19 protein-coding genes are annotated in these 18,137 nt (G+C 66.4%); 9 read left to right on the top strand and 10 right to left on the bottom strand.

The annotated features are described in order from the left end of the window. Nucleotides 1–79 precede the first annotated feature (79 nt). Genes edd through QTH97_RS04695 form a run of 3 tightly spaced genes read left to right on the top strand, consistent with a single transcriptional unit; the run spans nt 80 to nt 3,272 of the window. Complete coding sequence (gene edd / locus QTH97_RS04705; RefSeq protein ID WP_286566892.1) at nt 80–1,918, top strand: phosphogluconate dehydratase; 1,839 nt, start codon at nt 80–82, stop codon at nt 1,916–1,918. Beyond that, nucleotides 1,909–2,550, top strand: coding sequence for a bifunctional 4-hydroxy-2-oxoglutarate aldolase/2-dehydro-3-deoxy-phosphogluconate aldolase (gene eda, locus QTH97_RS04700; RefSeq protein WP_286566891.1), 642 nt, complete (start codon nt 1,909–1,911; stop codon nt 2,548–2,550). Before edd ends, eda begins: the two co-directional genes overlap by 10 nt. Next, nucleotides 2,547–3,272: a haloacid dehalogenase type II gene (locus tag QTH97_RS04695; protein ID WP_286566890.1), complete on the top strand. Its 726-nt coding sequence runs from the start codon at nt 2,547–2,549 to the stop codon at nt 3,270–3,272. Before eda ends, QTH97_RS04695 begins: the two co-directional genes overlap by 4 nt. A gap of 12 nt (nt 3,273–3,284) precedes the next feature. Here the strand turns inward: QTH97_RS04695 and gloA are convergent, their stop codons facing one another. The 6 genes from gloA to QTH97_RS04665 form a co-directional block, all read right to left on the bottom strand. Then, nucleotides 3,285–3,695, bottom strand: coding sequence for a lactoylglutathione lyase (gene gloA, locus QTH97_RS04690; RefSeq protein WP_286566889.1), 411 nt, complete (start codon nt 3,693–3,695; stop codon nt 3,285–3,287). Nucleotides 3,696–3,738: 43 nt separating this feature from the next. Then, entirely contained in the window at nt 3,739–4,422 is a 684-nt protein-coding gene (locus tag QTH97_RS04685) for a glutathione S-transferase family protein (protein ID WP_286566888.1), read from the bottom strand. A gap of 97 nt (nt 4,423–4,519) precedes the next feature. Then, complete coding sequence (locus QTH97_RS04680) at nt 4,520–5,206, bottom strand: ABC transporter ATP-binding protein (protein WP_286566887.1); 687 nt, start codon at nt 5,204–5,206, stop codon at nt 4,520–4,522. Further along, a complete protein-coding gene (locus QTH97_RS04675; protein ID WP_444813382.1) occupies nt 5,203–6,858 on the bottom strand; it encodes an ABC transporter permease in 1,656 nt (551 codons plus the stop codon). Before QTH97_RS04675 ends, QTH97_RS04680 begins: the two co-directional genes overlap by 4 nt. Then, nucleotides 6,846–7,901: a Fe(3+) ABC transporter substrate-binding protein gene (locus tag QTH97_RS04670; protein WP_286566886.1), complete on the bottom strand. Its 1,056-nt coding sequence runs from the start codon at nt 7,899–7,901 to the stop codon at nt 6,846–6,848. Before QTH97_RS04670 ends, QTH97_RS04675 begins: the two co-directional genes overlap by 13 nt. 136 nt (nt 7,902–8,037) lie before the next feature. Then, the gene (locus QTH97_RS04665; protein ID WP_286566885.1) at nt 8,038–8,580 is read right to left on the bottom strand and encodes a PaaI family thioesterase; all 543 of its coding nucleotides are present in this window, start codon (nt 8,578–8,580) and stop codon (nt 8,038–8,040) included. A 52-nt stretch (nt 8,581–8,632) separates the two neighbouring features. Between QTH97_RS04665 and QTH97_RS04660 the strand changes: the two genes are divergently transcribed. The 5 genes from QTH97_RS04660 (at nt 8,633) to QTH97_RS04640 (ending at nt 13,703) form a co-directional block, all read left to right on the top strand. Next, complete coding sequence (locus QTH97_RS04660; RefSeq protein WP_286566884.1) at nt 8,633–9,097, top strand: MarR family winged helix-turn-helix transcriptional regulator; 465 nt, start codon at nt 8,633–8,635, stop codon at nt 9,095–9,097. Continuing rightward, nucleotides 9,090–10,343, top strand: a complete 1,254-nt coding sequence (locus tag QTH97_RS04655; RefSeq protein ID WP_286566883.1) for an MFS transporter — start codon at nt 9,090–9,092, stop codon at nt 10,341–10,343. The genes QTH97_RS04660 and QTH97_RS04655 overlap by 8 nt, the downstream gene beginning before the upstream one ends. Continuing rightward, the gene (locus tag QTH97_RS04650; protein WP_286566882.1) at nt 10,340–11,746 is read left to right on the top strand and encodes an MATE family efflux transporter; all 1,407 of its coding nucleotides are present in this window, start codon (nt 10,340–10,342) and stop codon (nt 11,744–11,746) included. The genes QTH97_RS04655 and QTH97_RS04650 overlap by 4 nt, the downstream gene beginning before the upstream one ends. Before the next feature lie 28 nt (nt 11,747–11,774). Beyond that, complete coding sequence (locus QTH97_RS04645; RefSeq protein WP_286566881.1) at nt 11,775–12,476, top strand: SDR family oxidoreductase; 702 nt, start codon at nt 11,775–11,777, stop codon at nt 12,474–12,476. Between the two features lie 117 nt (nt 12,477–12,593). After that, entirely contained in the window at nt 12,594–13,703 is a 1,110-nt protein-coding gene (locus QTH97_RS04640; RefSeq protein WP_286566880.1) for an ABC transporter substrate-binding protein, read from the top strand. A 3-nt stretch (nt 13,704–13,706) separates the two neighbouring features. Here QTH97_RS04640 and QTH97_RS04635 read toward each other — a convergent pair whose 3' ends face one another. Genes QTH97_RS04635 through QTH97_RS04620 form a run of 4 tightly spaced genes read right to left on the bottom strand, consistent with a single transcriptional unit; the run spans nt 13,707 to nt 16,417 of the window. Beyond that, nucleotides 13,707–14,447, bottom strand: coding sequence for an aldolase (locus QTH97_RS04635; RefSeq protein WP_286566879.1), 741 nt, complete (start codon nt 14,445–14,447; stop codon nt 13,707–13,709). A gap of 38 nt (nt 14,448–14,485) precedes the next feature. Further along, the gene (locus tag QTH97_RS04630) at nt 14,486–15,127 is read right to left on the bottom strand and encodes a 2-dehydro-3-deoxy-6-phosphogalactonate aldolase (RefSeq protein ID WP_286566878.1); all 642 of its coding nucleotides are present in this window, start codon (nt 15,125–15,127) and stop codon (nt 14,486–14,488) included. Then, nucleotides 15,124–16,020 (bottom strand): 2-dehydro-3-deoxygalactonokinase, encoded by an 897-nt coding sequence (locus QTH97_RS04625; RefSeq protein WP_286566877.1) that lies wholly within the window; start codon nt 16,018–16,020, stop codon nt 15,124–15,126. The genes QTH97_RS04630 and QTH97_RS04625 overlap by 4 nt, the downstream gene beginning before the upstream one ends. A 1-nt stretch (nt 16,021) precedes the next feature. Next, the gene (locus QTH97_RS04620; protein ID WP_286566876.1) at nt 16,022–16,417 is read right to left on the bottom strand and encodes a RidA family protein; all 396 of its coding nucleotides are present in this window, start codon (nt 16,415–16,417) and stop codon (nt 16,022–16,024) included. A gap of 112 nt (nt 16,418–16,529) precedes the next feature. Here QTH97_RS04620 and QTH97_RS04615 point away from each other — a divergent pair, with 112 nt between their 5' ends. Beyond that, a complete protein-coding gene (locus QTH97_RS04615; protein WP_286566875.1) occupies nt 16,530–18,134 on the top strand; it encodes an ABC transporter substrate-binding protein in 1,605 nt (534 codons plus the stop codon). The last annotated feature ends 3 nt before the right edge of the window (nt 18,135–18,137 follow it).

The following is an 18,137-nucleotide window of genomic DNA, read 5'->3' as shown; positions in this document are numbered from 1 at the left end:
GGCTTTTTCATTTCGACTTGCTACCATGCACTTCCAAGCCGCCTGCACATGGTGGCTTTCCGGTTGAGCGACCCATCCCATGACTACACACCCCACAGTCCGCGATGTCACCGAACGCATTCGCGAGCGCAGCCGTTCGCTGCGCAGCGCCTACCTCCAACGTCTGACCGAAACCCGCAACCGCGATCGAGGCTCCGACCGCATGGGCTGCGCCAATGTGGCGCACGCGGTGGCCGGTATTCCGGCCAACGACAAATTCAGGGTGGTGAGCGAGCGCGCGCCCAATATCGGCGTCGTCACGGCCTACAACGACATGCTCTCGGCCCACGCGCCGTACCAGGGCTATCCGGACATCGTCAAGCACGAGGCGCGGCGCCTCGGTGCCACCGCGCAAGTGGCCGGCGGCGTGCCGGCCATGTGCGACGGCGTCACGCAGGGGACGCCCGGGATGGAGCTGAGTCTTTTCAGCCGCGACGTCATTGCCATGAGCACCGCGGTATCTCTCACGCACGACATGTTCGACGCTGCCTTGCTGCTCGGCGTGTGCGACAAGATCGTGCCGGGGCTGCTCATCGGCGCGCTGCACTTCGGGCACTTGCCGACCGTCTTCATCCCCGCCGGGCCGATGCCTTCGGGCCTGTCGAACAGCGCCAAGTCCAAGGTGCGTGAGCAGGCGGCCCAGGGATTGGTGGGACGGCAGGGCCTGCTGGATGCCGAAATGCAGGCCTATCACGGCCAGGGCACCTGCACCTTCTATGGCACGGCGAACAGCAATCAGATGCTGCTCGAAGCCATGGGCCTGCATGTGCCCGGCACGGCCTTCATCCAGCCGGGCGATTCCATGCGCGAGGCGCTCACGCGCGAGGCGGTGCGCACCGTGCTGGGTCGCGCCGCCGACGCGGCCTTTGCCGTGCCGCCCATCGGCGAAATGGTCGACGAGCGCGTCATCGTGAACGCCATGGCCGCGCTCCTGGCGACGGGCGGCTCGACGAATCACCTGATCCACTGGGTCGCCGTCGCACGCGCCGCGGGCATCCTCATCGACTGGAACGACTTTTCCGAGCTGTCGGAAGTGGTGCCGTTGTTGACGCGGGTCTATCCCAACGGCAGCGCCGATGTCAACGAATTCCAGGTCGCGGGCGGTCCGGGCTTCGTGATTGGCGAACTGCTCGACGCCGGGCTGATGCATGAGGACGTGCTCACGGTGCGCGCGGGCGGTATTCGCGAGTTCGCGAACATTCCGAGCTTGATGGGTGCGCCCTCCGACGAACACGTACTCAAGTGGCACGCCGCCGCGCCATCGAAGAACGACTCCGTCGCTCGTCCGGTGTCGGCGCCCTTCAGCGCCACCGGCGGGCTGAAGCTGTTGAGCGGCAATCTCGGCCGCAGCGTGATCAAGGTCTCCTCGGTGCCGGACGATCGGCACGTGATCGAAGCGCCGGCCCGCGTGTTCGAGTCGCAGGCTGCGCTGCAACTGGCATTCAACGCCGGCGAGCTGGAACGCGATGTGGTCTGCGTGGTGCGCTGGCAGGGCCCGCAGGCCAATGGCATGCCCGAACTGCACAAGCTCACACCGCCGCTGTCGGTGCTGCAGGGCAAGGGCTTTCGCGTGGCGCTGGTCACCGACGGACGCATGAGCGGCGCGTCGGGCAAGGTGCCCGCCGCTATCCACGTGTCGCCCGAAGCTGCCGCTGGCGGGCCACTCGCCAAGGTGCGCGACGGCGACCTGATCCGTCTCGACTCCATCGCCGGCACGCTCACCGTGCTGCTGCCGGCTGACGAATGGGCTGCGCGCGAGACCGCGACGCTACCCGAAGAACTGCGCACCGCCAACGGTCACGGCCTCGGCCGAGACCTGTTTGCCGGCATGCGCCGCAACGCATTGACTGCCGAAGAAGGAGCCTGCACATGGCTGTGAAAGATTCAATCTCCGCGCTCGACGTGATGCGCGACGCTCCGGTCATCCCGGTCATCGTGCTGCACGACGTGAAGGACGCGGTGCCGCTGGCGCGCGCACTGGTCGCCGGCGGCATTCGCATGCTCGAGGTCACCCTGCGCACGCGCGAGGCACTCGAATGCATCGAGGCCATCGCCAAGGAAGTGCCAGAGGCCGTGGCGGGCGCCGGCACGATCCGTAGCGCCGCCGATGCACAGGCCTCGGCCTTGGCGGGCGCGAAGTTCGGCGTCAGTCCGGGCTATACGCGCGCCGTCGGCAAGGCATGCCATGACCTCGGCTTGCCGCTGTTGCCGGGCGTCGCGACGGGCAGCGAAATCATGATGGCCCAGGAAGACGGCCTGACCGAACTCAAGTTCTTTCCGGCGGTGCAGGCGGGTGGCCTCGCGATGCTCAAGGCCTGGCAAGGGCCGTTCGGCGATGTGAAGTTCTGCCCGACGGGCGGCATCCATGCCGGCAACGCGCACGAGTTCCTGGCGCTGTCCAACGTCGCCTGCGTGGGCGGTTCGTGGATCGTGCCGACCGACGCCATCGCCGCTGGCGATTGGGCACGCATCGAGGCGCTCGCGCGAGAGGCGAGCCAGCTCGCACGATGAGCGAGTTGCCCGACGGCAGCGACCTGAAGGTCATTGCCTTCGACGTCTTCGGCACGGTGGTCGACTGGTACTCCGGCATCGCCGCCGAGGCAGAACGCATCCTGCCCGGCGTCGACGGTGGCGCATTCGCGCTGGCCTGGCGCGCAGGCTACCAACCCGCGATGAAGGGCGTCATGGAGCGCCTGGCGGCGGGCGAGGGTGGCTTCACGCTGCTCGACGAACTGCACATGGGCATCCTTCAAGATGTGCTGCGCGACTTCGGGGTGAGCGACCTGGATTCGGCGCGCAAGCGCGAGCTCAACAAGGCATGGCACCGCCTGCCGGCCTGGCCCGATGCGGTCGCGGGACTGGCGCGGCTCAAGACCAAGTACGTCATCTGCACGTTGTCGAACGGCAACATCGGATTGCTGACCGAGATGGCGAAGCGGGCCGGTCTGCCGTGGGATTGCGTTCTCTCGGCAGAAGTATTCAAGGCCTACAAGCCCGATCCGCGCACTTATCTCGGAGTGGCGGCGGTGTTCGACGTGACGCCAGGTCAAGTGATGCTGGCGGCGGCCCATCATGACGATCTCGCAGCGGCGCGCACGTGTGGTTTGCGCACCGGCTACATCGAGCGCCCGAGCGAATTCGGGCCAGCGCGGCCGAAGGATGTGTCGCCGCATCCGGACAACACGCTGCATGCGCGCGACATCGGCGCGCTGGCCGATTTGCTGGGTTGCTGAATCGGGGCGCGTCTAGCGCAGGCCGCCTCCAGCTGCCCCTTCCGCACGCTGAATCAACTCGATCTTGTACCCATCCGGATCCGTCACGAAAGCAATCACGGTGGTGCCGCCCTTCACCGGCCCTGCCTCGCGCGTGACGTTGCCGCCCGCCGCCTTGATCTTGTCGCAGGCCGCGTAGGCATCAGGCACGCCCAGCGCGATGTGGCCGTAGGCCGTACCCATCTCGTAGCTTTCGGTGCCCCAGTTGTAGGTCAGCTCGATCTCGGCTTGCGCCGGATTGCCTTCGTAGCCGACGAAGGCGAGGCTGTACTTGTATTCGGGGTTTTCGGAGGTGCGAAGCAGTTGCATGCCCAGAACCTGGGTGTAGAAGGCTATCGAGCGCTGGAGATTGCCAACGCGCAGCATGGTGTGAAGAAGTCGCATGTCGTGGGGTCTTGAAAGTTTGTTGCCGCTGCCGATTGTCGGCTCACGCCCTGGCGGCGAGTGTCAGCAAGTGCGCATCATGCTTCTGGAGGAATTCCCGCAGGTGCTTCGGGTACTCCGGAACCACTGCATTGCGCACGCTGGGTCTCTCGGCCAGGGCCTGCCGCCATGCGCGCGCCTTGGGCATGGCGTCGAAGATGTGCGAATCGGCGATTTCGTCGAACACGTCGAAGTAGCGAAAGACCGGCGCGAAGACCGCATCGACCAGGCTGAAGCGGTCTCCGGCGAAATAGGGACCTTCGCCCAGCGCGGATTCGACGCGTTCGAACTTCGCGATCAGCGCCTGCCGCTTCTGCTCGAACACGTCCGGGTCGCGAGTGGTTTCATAGCCCCACAGGTCGGCGAGGATCGCAGAGCCAAACTCCATCCAGGCGCGATGTTCGGCGCGCGCAAGTGGGTCTTCGGGATGCAGCCGGACTCCCGCCTGCGTCTCTTCGAGGTATTCGCAGATCACGTTGCTCTCGAACAGGATCGTCTCCTTGCCGCCCGGCAGCGGCACCCTGAGAAGGGGAACCTTGCCCAGCGGCGAGATGGCGACGAACCAATCAGGCTTTTGCGAGAGATCGATCACCACGCGTTCGAAGGGCACGTTTTTCTCGAGCAACGCGATCGCGGCGCGTTGCACGTAGGGGCACAAGAGGTGGCTGACGAGGGTGAGTCTGGACATCGCGTTTCCTTTTCTCCGGGATGGAATCGGGGAAGTCGGAATTCTTGCGAACCTGGAAAACCTTATCCAAAAAAGCCCTCTCCGCCGCCGAGGCGCGCTAGGCGCGCGCGCTTGCAGTCCAGCGCGTGAGGTGTCCGTTGTGCATGACGCCGATGTGGTCGGCCATGGTGTGCGCCTCCGCCTCGTTGTGCGTCACCAGCACGGCAGTCTGGCCGGCGGTCTTGAGAATGTCGCGCACTTCGGCCGTGAGCCGTTCGCGAGTGGCCGCGTCGAGATTCGAAAAGGGTTCGTCGAGCAACAGCAGCGCGGGCTCGGGCGCGAGTGCGCGGGCCAGCGCAATGCGCTGCTGCTGGCCGCCCGAGAGTTCATGCGGATGGCGTTCTCCGGCATCGGCCAGTCCGACGAGCGCGAGCATGGCGGCGACGCGCTCCCGTTGCGCCGCGCGGCCCCATCGCTGCAGCCCGAAGGACACGTTCTGCGCGGCGGTGAGATGAGGGAACAGCGCGTACTCCTGGAACATCATCCCGACGCGCCGCCGTTCGGGCTGCAGGTGCGTCGCGACCGAAGACAGCACGCTGTCGCCCAGCCGGATCGTGCCGGCGCGAACCGGCTCGAACCCGGCGATGGCGCGCAGCACGGTGGTCTTGCCGCAACCGGAAGGGCCGAGCAGGCAGCCGATGGCGCCGGCAGCGAGCGACAGCGAAAAGCCGTCGACGACCGTGTGCAGGCCTCGCGCGCCTTCGTAGGCCAGGCGCACCTCATCGAGTTGAAGGGCTGCGCTCATCGGGCCGCCTCCGCTTGCACGCTCAGGCCATTGCGTGCGAGCAGCATGACCGGCAGCAGTCCGACGACGACGATCGCAAGCGCCGCGATAGCGCCTTCTTCATACGTGCCGCGCGCGGCTTCGGCGTAGAGCAGGGTCGCGAGCGTGTCGAAGTTCGCCGGTCGCAGGAGCAGGGTGGCGGGGAGTTCCTTCATTGCGTCGACGAAGACGAGCAACGCTGCCGCGGCGATGGCCGGCCGCAGCAGCGGCAAGTGCACGCGGCGCAGGGTGCCGCTCGCGGTCTCGCCCAGCAGGCGCGAGGCTTGTTCGAGCGCCGGAGGAATGCGTGCCAGTCCGGCCTCGATGCCGCCGACGGGCATCGCCAGGAAACGGATCGCACAGGCCACGACGAGCACGATGCCCGCACCCATCAAGGGCAGGCCTGGGTGGCCGATCAACGAACCGAGCGCGCCGTCGAAGGCGAGTGCCGGCGTCAGCAGGCCGATCGCGAGCACGGTGCCCGGCAGCGCGTAGCCCAGCACAGCGGCCCGCGCCTGCCAGCGAGCGCCGTTGCTTGTCGAGCCCTGGTTGCGGACCGCCCAGGCCACCACGAGCCCGGCCGCGACCGTGACCGCCGTGACGCCGGCGGCCAGCCCGATCGTGTTGCCCAGGCTCGCGACCAGCCCTGAAGAGATGCCACTACCCAGGCGCAGCCGCTTGGTCGTTTCCCAGACCAGATAGAGCGCGGGCGCGACGAATCCCAGCAACACGGGCAGCGTGGCCGCGGCAGTCGCCAGCCAGGCCGCCGCGCCGTGCAGCCGGCGCGGCTGGACCGCACGCATGCGTTGCGTCGAGCCGAAGCGCTGGTGCCGCCGGCCATTGCGTTCGAGCAGCACCAGCGCCACCACCACGAACAGCATCGCGCAGGCGATCTGCGCCGCGCCGGCCAGATCGGATCGCGTGATCCAGGTTGTGTAGACCGCGACGGTGAGCGTCTGGATGCCGAGAAATTCGGAGGCGCCGATGTCGTTGAGCGTCTCGAGCAGCGCAAGGCTCAGGCCCACGGCCAGCGCGGGCCGTGCCAACGGCAACGCAACACGGAAGAAGGCGCCGGAGCGGGTTGCGCCCAGCGTGCGGGCCGCTTCCATCAGGTGGGCGGGCTGGGTCATGAACATGGCACGCGCCGTCATGTAGACGTACGGATAGAGAACGAGACCCAGAACGCAGATCGCGCCGGGCATCGAGCGCAAGTCGGGCAGCCGGAACTGGCGCGGGCTGTCGAAGCCCAGCGCCCAACGGATCGCGCCCTGGACCGGGCCGATCGGGTGCAGCAGATCGAGGTAGGCGAAGGCGACGATATACGTCGGCATCGCCAGCGGAAGCAGCAGGGCCCAGTGCAGCACCTTGCGCCCCGGAAAGTCACAGGCCGTGACCAGCCAGGCGCAGCCTGTGCCGATGACGAGGACCAGCACGCCGACGCCGGCCAGCAACAGCGCCGTATTGAGCGCCGCCTGCGGAAGCACGTGCCGCGCGAGATGCGCCCAATGCGCCAGGCCGGAGCCGACGGCGAGCCACGCCAGGCTCAGGACGGGCGCAAGCACGCCCAGCGCAATGGCAACCGACGCGATCCGCCATGCGGCGCCGACAGATCGCAAATGCGTCACTGGTCGAATGCGACCTTGTCCACCAGCGCGCTGGCCTGCTTGCGGTATTTCGCGATCTCGGCCACCGGCAACGGGTCGACCTTCAGTTCTCCGATGCTGGACGAGATGATCGAATCGAGCGCCACGCCCTTGCGAACGGGGTATTCGTAGTTGGCTTCGGCGTAAAGCGCCTGCGCCGGCTCCGACACCAGGAATTCGAGCAGCTTGACCGCGTTGGCCCGTTGCGGCGCGTTCTTCGCGACCGCGGCGCCGCTGATGTTGACGTGCGTACCGCCGCTCTTTGCATTGGCGAAGGTCGGCTTGATCACCTTGATCGCGTCGCCCCATTTGCGCGCGTCGGAGCCTTCCTTGGAACTCTTCATCTGGCCTACGTAGTAGGAGTTCGCCAGGCCGACGTCGCAGATGCCGCCCAGGATGTCGCGCGCCACGTCTCGGTCGCCGCCCGTGGCCTTGCGCGCCAGATTGGCCTTGACGCCTCGCAGCCATTGCTCGGTCTTGGCTTCGCCGTCGTGCGCGATCATCGCGGAGACCAGCGCGGTGTTGTAGGGGTGCTGGCCTGCGCGGATGCAGACCTTGCCCTTGTACTTGGGGTTCGCGAGGTCTTCGTAGCGGAACGAGCTGAGCGGCATGCTCTTGTCGGCGTAAAGCACGCGCGCGCGCATCGACAGTGCGTACCACTGGCCGTCGGCGCCGCGCAGGTTGGACGGGACGGCCGCGTCCAGCGCCGCTGATTTCACCGGCTGAGTGACGCCGCCGTCGACGAGGTCCATCAGATTGCCGATGTCGACCGTCATCAGCACGTCGGCCGGCGAACGGGCGCCCTCGGCCTTGACGCGCTCCAGCAACCCGTCTTTCACGAACACGGTGTTGACCTTGACGCCGCTCTGCGCGCTGAACGCCGAGATCAGCGGCTGGATCAAGCCGGGCTCTCGCGTCGTGTAGAGGGTGAGTTCTTCGGCCGCGTGAGCGGGCGTGGCTGTAGCCAGCAAGGCGCCGGCGATGCAGCTCAGCGCACTGGCCGCACGGGCAGGCGCGCGAAGGCGTTGGATCATGAGGATTCTCCCGGGACAGTCAAATGGAAGGCATCGGTGCGGATTGCGCGCGCCGATGAGAATAATTATCACTGTCGCAGAAGCTGCCCCCGCCTTATCCACGTACAAGGCAGGGGCCATTGGTCGCAAACCCGCCTCAGCGGTTCGGCATCTCGAACACCAGACAGGTCGTCGTGGCATGTGCATACAAAGTGCCGTCGGCGCCCACCAGCCGTGCCTCGGCGGTGGCCAGTTGCCGTCCGCAATGGATCACCTTGCCTTCGGCGCGCACGCGTTGCACCTTGGGAGAGAGGCCCTTCACCAGATTCACACTCAGTTCGGCCGTCGTGTAGCCGCGTCCCACCGGCATCATGGTGTGGACGGCGCAGCCGAGCGCGGAATCGAGCAGGGTGGCAAACCAGCCGCCGTGGATCCCGCCCATCGGATTCAGGTGCTCCGCGCGCGGCGTGCCCTGGAACACCGCCTTGCCAAGATCGACTTCGACCAGTTGGAAGTGCAAGGTCTTGGCGATGGCTGCATAGGGAATCTCCGCTCGCAGCATCGCCTGCATCATTTCCAGCCCGGTCTTGCCGGCGATCTGCTCGGGCCGGGCGACGCCAGGGCCGGGCCCCGCGTTCAGACGTTCGTTGATGGCGTCTTCTTCAGCGATCCACGCGGCCAGTTGATCCGTCGATGTCATTCAATTCCCTTTAAGAGTTGCATATGCAATGATTGTAGCTACAATAATCGACATGGATGCTATCGCAAAGCCGCAAGGCTGTACCAACTTCCGGCTGCGGCGCCTGATGCGCCAGCTCGCCCGCCACTACGACGCGGAGGTCGCCAAGAGCGGGCTCAAGACGACGCAGTACTCGCTGCTGTCGCACGTCCTTCACCTGGGGCCGCTGCGGCCGGTGGATCTGGCGGAGGCCATGGGAATCGAGGCCTCGACGCTGACGCGCAACCTCAAGCCCGTGATCGCGGCGGGCTGGATCACGCAAAGCGAAGGTCCGGATGCGCGAAGCCGGCTGATCTCCATCACGGACGAGGGCCGCGAGAAGCGCGCGGAGGCGCAGCGCCACTGGCGCACCGCTCAGCAAAAGCTGAATGAAGTGCTGGGCGTCGAACGCGTCATCGCGCTGCACGCGCTGATCGACGAGAGCATGGAACTGCTGCACGCCACCGGCGATGCCGAACCTGGAGACTTCGATGAATGACAAGACCACCGCGGGCACTACGCCCGTTGCGCGGTACGCCGTGTGGCTGGTGCTGCTGGCTGCGGCCGGCACCTTCGCGCTGACCATGGGCGTGCGGCAGACGATGGGGCTTTTCCTTTCGTCGCTCAATACATCCACGGGACTCGGCATTGGCAGCATCAGCCTCGCGTTCGCGTTCGGGCAGTTGTGGTGGGGGCTGACGCAGCCTTTCGCAGGTGCGGTCGCCGACCGCATCGGCACGGGGCGTGTGATCTTCCTGGGCGTGCTGCTGGTGGCGCTCGGCACTTTCATCACGCCGCTGATGAGTTCGACGGCCGGGCTGATCTTCGCGATCGGCGTGCTGGCTGCAGGTGGCGCAGGCATGGCGGGCCCCTCCGTGCTGATGGCGGCCACCACGCGCCTCGTGCCCGCAAACAAGCGGGGCCTGGCCACCGGCGTGGTGAACGCAGGCGGCTCTTTCGGCCAGTTCGCCATGGCGCCCATCGCGATCGGCCTGATGGCCGCCGTCGGCTGGGCGAGCGCGATGCAATGGCTGGCCGTGTTGATCCTGCTGGCGCTGCCGGCGGTGTTCGTTCTCAAGGGCAATTCGAACCAGTTGGCAGCCCAGTCCGCGGCGGCCAGCGGCGCGAAGCCGCTCACGGCGCGCCAAGCTATCAGCCAGGCCGTCGGCACGCCGAGCTATCGCTACCTGAGCCTCGGATTTCTCGTGTGCGGCTTTCACGTCGCCTTCCTCGCAACGCACCTTCCCGGCGTGGTCGCAGCCTGCGGATTGCCCCCCGAGGTGGGCGGCTGGGCGCTCGGGATGATCGGCCTCTTCAACATCGTGGGCAGCCTCCTGATGGGTTGGGCCGTCGGCCGCTGGCGCATGAAGTCGCTGCTGGCGCTGGTGTACGCGACGCGCGGCATCGCGGTCCTGATCTTCCTGCTCGCACCGAAGACGCCGACCGTCATGCTGGTCTTCGCCGCAGTGATGGGCGTGACCTTCCTTTCGACCGTACCGCCGACCGCGGGACTCGTCGCCAAGATGTTCGGCCCCGCCAACATGGCGATGCTGTTCGGCATCGTGATGCTGGCTCACCAGATCGGCGGGTTCCTTGGCGCCTTCCTCGGCGGCTATGTGTTCCAGGCGACGGGCAGCTATGACATCGTCTGGTACATCGACATCGCGCTGGCTGCTGGTGCCGCACTGATCAATCTGCCGATTCGCGAATCGCGGCCGGCGCTGATGGCAAAGGCCGCGGCATGAACCGCGCCGTGGACCCGCGCACGCAGCGCCTGCTCGAAGCGCCGATCGTTCCGACGCTGCTGCGCCTCGCCGCCCCCAATGTGCTGGTGATGGTTGCCCAGGCTTCGGTCGGCCTGATCGAAACCTACTTCGTCGGCAAGCTGGGCACCGATGCATTGGCCGGCATGGCGCTGGTCTTCCCGATCGTCATGCTGATGCAGATGACCTCGGCGGGCGCCATGGGTGGGGGCATTGCGTCCTCCATAGCCCGCGCGCTCGGCGCACGCCGCCGCGACGACGCGGACTCGCTGGTGTTTCACGCGATCGCGATCGCCATCGGGTTCGGGCTGCTTTTCATGTTCGCGCTGCTCATCGGCGGGCGCTGGCTCTATGCGCTCATGGGCGGGACCGGAGCGTCGCTGGATGCGGCATTGACGTACTCGCATGTGGTCTTCGCCGGCGCCGTGCTGGTGTGGATCTTCAACTCGCTGGCAGCGGTCATTCGGGGCACGGGCAACATGGCAGTGCCGGCCAACGTGACCGTGGCAGGGGTGGTCGTTCTCGTTCCGCTGTCTCCGCTCCTGATCTTCGGCTGGGGTCCGATCCCGGGTCTCGGGATCGCGGGCGGAGCAGTGGCGTTGCTGGTCTACTACCTGGGCGGATCGATTGCGCTGTGGACCTACCTTCGGTCCGAGCGCAGCCTGCTGAAGCCGTCGTGGGCCAAGGCGCGTTTTCGCTGGCCGCTGTTCAGCGACATCCTGCGCATCGGCCTCGTGGGCTCCGTGTCCACGGTCGCGACCAATCTGTCGATCGGCATCGCGACGGCGCTGTCGGGTCATTTCGGTCCCGGCGCGATTGCGGGCTACGGCACTGCTTCGCGGCTCGAGTACCTGCTCGTCCCACTGGTGTTCGGATTGGGCGCGCCGCTGGTCGCGATGGTCGGCACCTGCATCGGCGCGGGCCAGAGAGAGCGCGCCTTGCGTGCCACATGGGCCGGTGCCGCCATTGCTTTCGCGCTCTCGGGCTCGATCGGCCTTGTTGCCGCGCTGTTCCCGCGGCCATGGCTGATGTTGTTCGGCAGCGATCCCGCAATGCTCGAAGCGGGTTCGCAGTACCTGCGCGCGGTGGGGCCGTTCTACGGTTTCTTCGGGCTCGGTTTGGTGCTGTACTTCGCGTCGCAGGGTGCGGGCCGATTGCTGTGGCCGGTCATGGGCAACATCGCCCGCCTGATCGTCGCCGGGCTCGGCGGCTGGCTCGCATTGCGCTGGGGCGGCGCGCTGGTGCATGTGTTTGTCATGCAAGGCGTGGCGCTGGTGGTGTATGGCGTCGTCATCGCTTCGGCCATCGCGGGCGGCGCCTGGTTCGGACGCGTCGGCTGGCCGCGCACGACATCCAGCTTGCTGCGCCGTTTTCAACCCTCCTGATCCAGTTCCAGACATCCGAAAGGTCACCATGAAAGTCAAAGACTCCGTCGTTTTCATCACCGGCGCCAACCGTGGGTTGGGCCTTGCCTTTGCGAAGGCCGCGGTCGCGGCCGGTGCGAGGAAGGTGTACGCGGCCGCGCGCGATCCGAAGAGCATCACGCTGGCCGGGGTGCATCCCATCGCGCTGGACGTCACGCGGCCCGAACAGGTGGAAGCGGCAGCCCGCGAGTGCGGTGACGTCACGCTGTTGATCAACAACGCGGGCATCTCGCGCGGCGTGAACCTGCTCGACACGGCGGATGCCTTCGAACTGGCGCGAGCCGAGTTCGAAACCAATTTCTTCGGCCCGTGGGCGGTGAGCCGGGCCTTCGCGCCGGCGCTGAAATCGAACGGCGGCGGCGCGATCGTGAATGTGCTGTCGATCCTGAGCTGGCTCAGCCTGCCGGGCGCGGCCACGTACAGCGCGTCGAAATCGGCAGCGTGGTCGTTGAGCAATGGATTGCGCAATGCATTGCGTGAACAGGGCACGCAGGTGCTCAGCCTGCACGTTGCGTTCATGGACACCGACATGACGAGCAAGGTGCCGGGTCCGAAGGCGTCGCCGGACGACGTGGTTGCGCAGACGCTGGCCGCGTTGGAAGCGGGGCAGTTCGAAGTGCTGGCCGATGCGTTGACGCGGCAGGTGAAACAGGGACTTTCGACTGACACGCCGCCGTACGCGGCGAGCTAATGCGCGTGTTGCGGGACTTTTCGGGGGTTTCCACGCATAGGGTTTGGGCGGAGCCTGTTTACAAATCGGAACACTTTTTCCCGGGCGTTCTGAACGCCCTTCCTCGAAAGGTTCCTGATGAAAAACGTGCGCGTGCTCTGCGCTGCGGGTCTGCTGGCGCTCGGCGCGGCCAATGCTGCAGCACAGATCCTGATCGGCCAGACCGCCGGAATGACCGGCTCGGTGGCTGCAAGCGTGAACGAGACCATTGGCGGCGCCAAGCTGGTCATCGATGCGGTCAACGCCCAGGGCGGCATTCACGGCGAGAAGATCGAAATCCTGCGCATGGATGACGCCTTCGACGTGAAGCGTGCGAGCGAGAATGCACGGGTGCTGATCGAGGAGAAGAAGGTGGTCGCGCTCTTCATGAGCCGCGGCACGCCGCATTCGCAGGCCATCATCCCCTGGCTCGACAAGTACGACGTGGCGCTCATCGGGCCCTCCACCGGCGCGATGGTGCTGCACAAGCCGGTACAGAAGAACGTGTTCAACGTGCGGTCCACCTACCAGCGCGAGGCCGAGAAGGCGGTGCAGCACCTGCTCACCATCGGCATGACGCGGATCGGCGTGGTCTACGTCACCGATTCCTTCGGCCAGGATGCCCTGGAAGGCGCGATGGCCGGCTTCAAGAAGGCGGGCGCCACGCCGGCGGCGCTGGCGCCGGCCGACCGCGAAAAGCCCGACTATGCATCGATCGTGCCGAAGCTCACCGCCGCCAACGCGCAGGCCGTGGTGTGGATCGGTTCGGGACTCGCGGTGGTCGACGGCGTGAAGGCGTTGCGCGCGGCCGGTTCCGCGGCGCAGGTCGTCACTTTGTCGAACAACGCTTCGTCGGGCTTCATCAAGCAACTGGGCGAAGCCAGCAGCAGCGTGATCGTGACGCAGGTGTTCCCCAACGAACGCTCGATCGGGCAGCCGATGGTCAAGGAGGCATTGAGCCTGGCGCGTGCCAAGGGCCAGAACGAACTCTCGCCCGCTGCGCTGGAAGGATTCGCCTCGGCCAAGGTGCTGGTCGAGGCCTTGCGCCGCGCGGGACCGAAGCCGACACGCGCAAGGGTCGTGGCGGCACTGGACACCATCCGCAACTACGACCTCGGCGGGCTCGAGGTCAGCTATTCGCCCACGGACCACTCGGGCATCGACTTCGCCGATCTCTCGATCATCAGCGACGGCAAGTTCAAGCGCTGAGGCCTACCGTCTCGCCGGCGCAGGCAACAAGCGCCGCAGCGCTGCGAAGAACAGGTCGGACTGCTCGCGCTCTCCCTGTATCTGCGCTGCCACGTGTGCGGCAAGCGCGGCATCGACCGGCACCAGCGGTCGGCCGGTCGATTGCGCGATCACCTGGTGAAGGCAAGCACGCTCGAGGTAGTAAAGATCGTCATACGCGTGCGCGATGCGCCCGCCGGCCACGATCACGCCATGGTTCGCCAGGAAGGCCACATCCTTGCCCGTCATGGCGTTCGCGATGCGCTCGCCTTCCCGGTCATCGAGCGCCAGGCCGTTGTAGTTGGCGTCGATCGCGATCCGGTTCATGAAGCGCATCGCGTTCTGGCTCAGGGTGGGGTCGAGCGCGCGGTCTGCCGTCAGCGTGAGCGCCGTGGCATAGGGCATGTGGCAATGCAGCACGACCGCATGGCCCGTGATGCGATGCACCGCGCCATGGATGAAAAGGGCAGTCGGCTCGACCCGGTGCCGGCCCGCGAGCACTTCTCCATGCACGTCGATCAGCACGATGTCGTCGGGGCCGATCTCGCTCCAGTGCAGGCCGCGCGGGTTGATCAGGTAGCGGTCTTGCGCGCCCGGCAATGCCACGCTGAAATGGTTGCACACGCCTTCTGACAACCCGTGGTGCGCGGCCGCGCGCAGCGCGAGCGCAAGGTCCTCGCGCAGGGTGCGGACGGCGGGGCTGGCGTAATCGGAGTCTGCGGGCATGGCGAATCGATCAAAGGTTGCGTGGACGAAAGCCGTGGTCAGGCGCGCAGCGTGCCGGCGAAAGCGGAGACAAAACGCAGTGCGTCCTCACGCACGTCATCTGCGGTCTTGCCGGGCTTGTACAGCGCCGATCCGATGCCGAATCCAGCGGAACCGGCTGCGCGCCATTCGTCCATGTTGTCGGGCGTGATACCGCCGACCGGCATCAGCGGCGTTCCCTTGGGCAGCACGGCCAACAGCGCCTTCACGACGGCGGGTGAAGCCAGTTCCGCCGGGAACAGCTTGAGCCCCGTGGCGCCCGCGGCCAGTGCACCGAAGGCCTCGGTCGGCGTCATGACGCCCGGCAGGCTCACGAGGCCGAGCCGCGCTGCTTCCGCGATCACCTCGGCATTGAAGTTCGGCGCGACGATGAGTTCGCCACCCGCGGCATGCACCTCGCGCACCTGCTGCGCGCTGAGGACCGTCCCCGCGCCAACCAGTGCATCCGGAAAGCGCTGGCGCATCAGCGCAATGCTGTCGAGCGGTTGCGGCGAATTGAGCGGCACTTCAAGCAGCAGGAAGCCGGCTTCGACGATCGCGTCGCCGACTGCCGGTGCCTCGGCCGGTGTCAGCCCGCGCAGGATCGCGACGAGCGGCAACTGGCGCATCGCGCCGGAGAATTTGTCGACGGGCGTGGTCATTGTTTTCTGTGGCTCGGTGAGTGGAGGGCGTGCAGGCCAGCCCAGGTGGCTTCGGCGCCCAGCGTCTTCGCCTGGGTGCCGGATGCCTGCAAGGCCAGCGTGTAGCGCTGGGTGAGCGAGGGTGTGCCGATCAGCACGACCTCGGCAGCAGCGTGGACCGATTGCGTCCTCAGTTCCTCACCGATCAGGATGCCGGAGAGATAGCTCGACAACTCGCGCGCAGGCATGCGGTCGAACAGCGAGAGCGTGCGTGCACCGAAGGCGTTGTGAAGAAGGCCCTGGCCGTTGTCGGACTGCGTCACGCCTTGCAGGAAGGCGGCTTCGTCCAGCGGCGCCGAGGTGTCGATGGTGCGCGAGAGGATCGAGTGCTGGCTCAGCACCGCATAGAACTCGCCGGTCATGAAGGTGCGGAAGCCCGTCACCATGCCCTTCTTCACGCGGGCCCACTTGTTGTGCGTGCCGGGCAACACGAACAGGCCGTCGTGGATGCCGGTCAGCGCCATCGCGCCGAAGATCTGGACCTCCTCGCCGCGCATCACGTCGGGCACGCCGTCGTGCGAGTCGCTCAAGCCCGGCACGATCGAGATGCGGCCGGGTTCGATCTCGAGGATCTTGTTTCGCACTTCGACCAGACCGGCAGGGCACGCGCAGTAGGGCGCCTCGACCCAGCCCTGCTTGCTGCCGGCCATGCCCGAGATCAGGCAGCGTGTGCCCTGAGGACGCATCCATTCGCCGAAGAGCGTTTCGAACACCTCGGTGAAGCCGCCGTGCTTCACGGTGAGGATGCCGCGCGAATGGCTCTGTTCTTCCTGCACCCGCCCATCGGCGTCGAGCAGCGCGCCGCGCAGCGAACTCGTGCCCCAATCGACGGCAACCAGGCGGGCGTGGCTCATGTCAGCTGGCTCTCGGCTTGTATGCGGTCACGTCGATCTCGACCTTCGCGTCGATCATGAGGCGCGACTCGACGGTCGAGCGTGCAGGACGGTGGTCGCCCAGGCATTCCATGTAGACCCGGTTGAAGCTGCCGAAGTCGCGTGCGTCGTTGAGCCACACGCTGACCTTGGCGATGTCCGCCAGCGTGCAGTCGGCCAGGGCCAGCGCCTGCTCGATGCGCTTGAACACCTGGCGCGTCTGCGCCTCGATGCCGCCGACGATGACCTGGCCCTGATCGTCAGTCGGGACCTGCCCGGAAACAAAAACGAAATCGCCCGCGCGGGTGGCGGGCGAGAGGGGGCGTGCCTGCCGATCGGAGGCAATCGGCGACTGGCCGAGCATTTCAACTTTGGACATGGTGATGAATGTGTAATGAAATTACATGAAATGGCAGGGTAAACCCCTGTTTGACATGGTAAATCGCGAGAAATACGATCGGCGATGTAATTTTATTACTCATGGAGCCGCGATGCAAACAACCGCCATCACTTTACCGACATCTGGTTTTTCTCAACTGAACCCGGTGCGCGCATCGCGATGGCGAATCGTCGCCGGTGCGCTCGCTACAACCGTCGCGTTCGGCCTGTTGCCTTCGGCCGCAGTCGCCGAACCTGCCAAGGGCGGCGCCGCCAATCTGGCGATGGTCGGCGAGCCGCAGGGCCTGGACCCGATGATCAGCACCGCGGACCTGGTCGGCACGATCATGCAGCACGTCTACGAACCGCTTTACACCTTCGATGCCAACTGGAACGTGGCACCGATGCTGGCGGAGGCCATGCCGGTGGTCTCCAAGGACGGCCTGACCTACGCCATCGCGATCCGCAAGGGCGTCAAGCTCCACAACGGCCGGGACCTGAATGCCGATGACGTCGTGGCTTCGCTGCAGCGCTGGATGGAACTCTCGCCGCGCGGCAAGTCCGTGGGCAAGGAAGTCGCGTCGCTCACGGCCAAGGGCCCGCAGAGCGTCGAGCTCAAGCTCAAGAACCCCTATGCGCCGCTGCTCGCCCAACTGGCGCTGCCCAGTGGCATGGCCGCGATCATGGCCAAGGAGAGCATCGCGCCGCAACTGAAGGAATTCATCGGCACCGGCCCCTACAAGTTCAAGGAACGCCGCCCGGACCAGTTCACCGTGCTCGTGCGCCATGACGGCTACACCGCGCGCAAGGAGGCGCCGAGCGGCTATGCCGGCCGCCGCGAAGCCTTGCTCGACGAGCTGCGCTTCGTGCCCGTGCCCAATGCGAACACGCGCGTCGAAGGTTCGCTGTCGGGGCAGTTCCAGTACGCGGACCTGCTCCCGGTCGAGGCGGTGGGCCGCATCGAGAAGGGCGCGCCGGCCGTGGTGCCGATCGTGACCAAGAATTTCGGCTTCCCCTACATCGTGTTCAACACCAAGGAGGGCGTCCTGGCATCGCAGCCGCTGCGCCGCGCGGTGCAGACCGCCGTGGGGCAGGGCGAACTGATGGCCGCCGGCTTCGGCGACAACCGCTTCTTCGTGGTCGAGCCCAACTTCTTCCCGAAGGGCACGCCCTACTATTCGGCTGCCGGCACGAACGCCTACAACACCCGCAATCCGCAGACGGCCAAGGATCTCGCGGCCAAGGCCGGCTACAACGGCCAGCCGGTGCGCATCATGGCGAGCCGCCAGTACGAGTTCCACTACAACATGGCGCTCGTGATGTCGGAGCAACTCAAGAAGGCCGGCTTCAAGACCGATTTGCAGGTGGTCGACTGGGCCACGCTGGTGCAGCGCCGCAACGACGCCAAGCTGTGGGATGTCTACTTCACGCATTCGGGCCTCTTCCCCGAGCCGATGCTCTCGCCGCCGCAACTGGGCGACGGCGCGCCGGGCTGGTGGGAAACGCCGGCCAAGAAGGCGACGCTCACCGCTTTCAACCAGGAGACCGATGGCGCCAAGCGCGGCGCACTGTGGGGCCAGGTGCAGCAGACCGTGTATGACGAAGTGCCCTTCATCGAAGTCGGCAAGTTCAACAGCCTGTCCGCCCGATCGGCCAAGCTGGAGGGCTACACGCCCGCGATCTGGCCGTTCTTCTGGAACACCGGCCTCGCCAAGTAAACC

Origin of the sequence: Variovorax gracilis (assembly GCF_030317115.1) — a bacterium.
GTDB lineage: Bacteria > Pseudomonadota > Gammaproteobacteria > Burkholderiales > Burkholderiaceae_C > Variovorax > Variovorax gracilis.
This window is presented reverse-complemented; position numbering and strand designations above follow the sequence as displayed.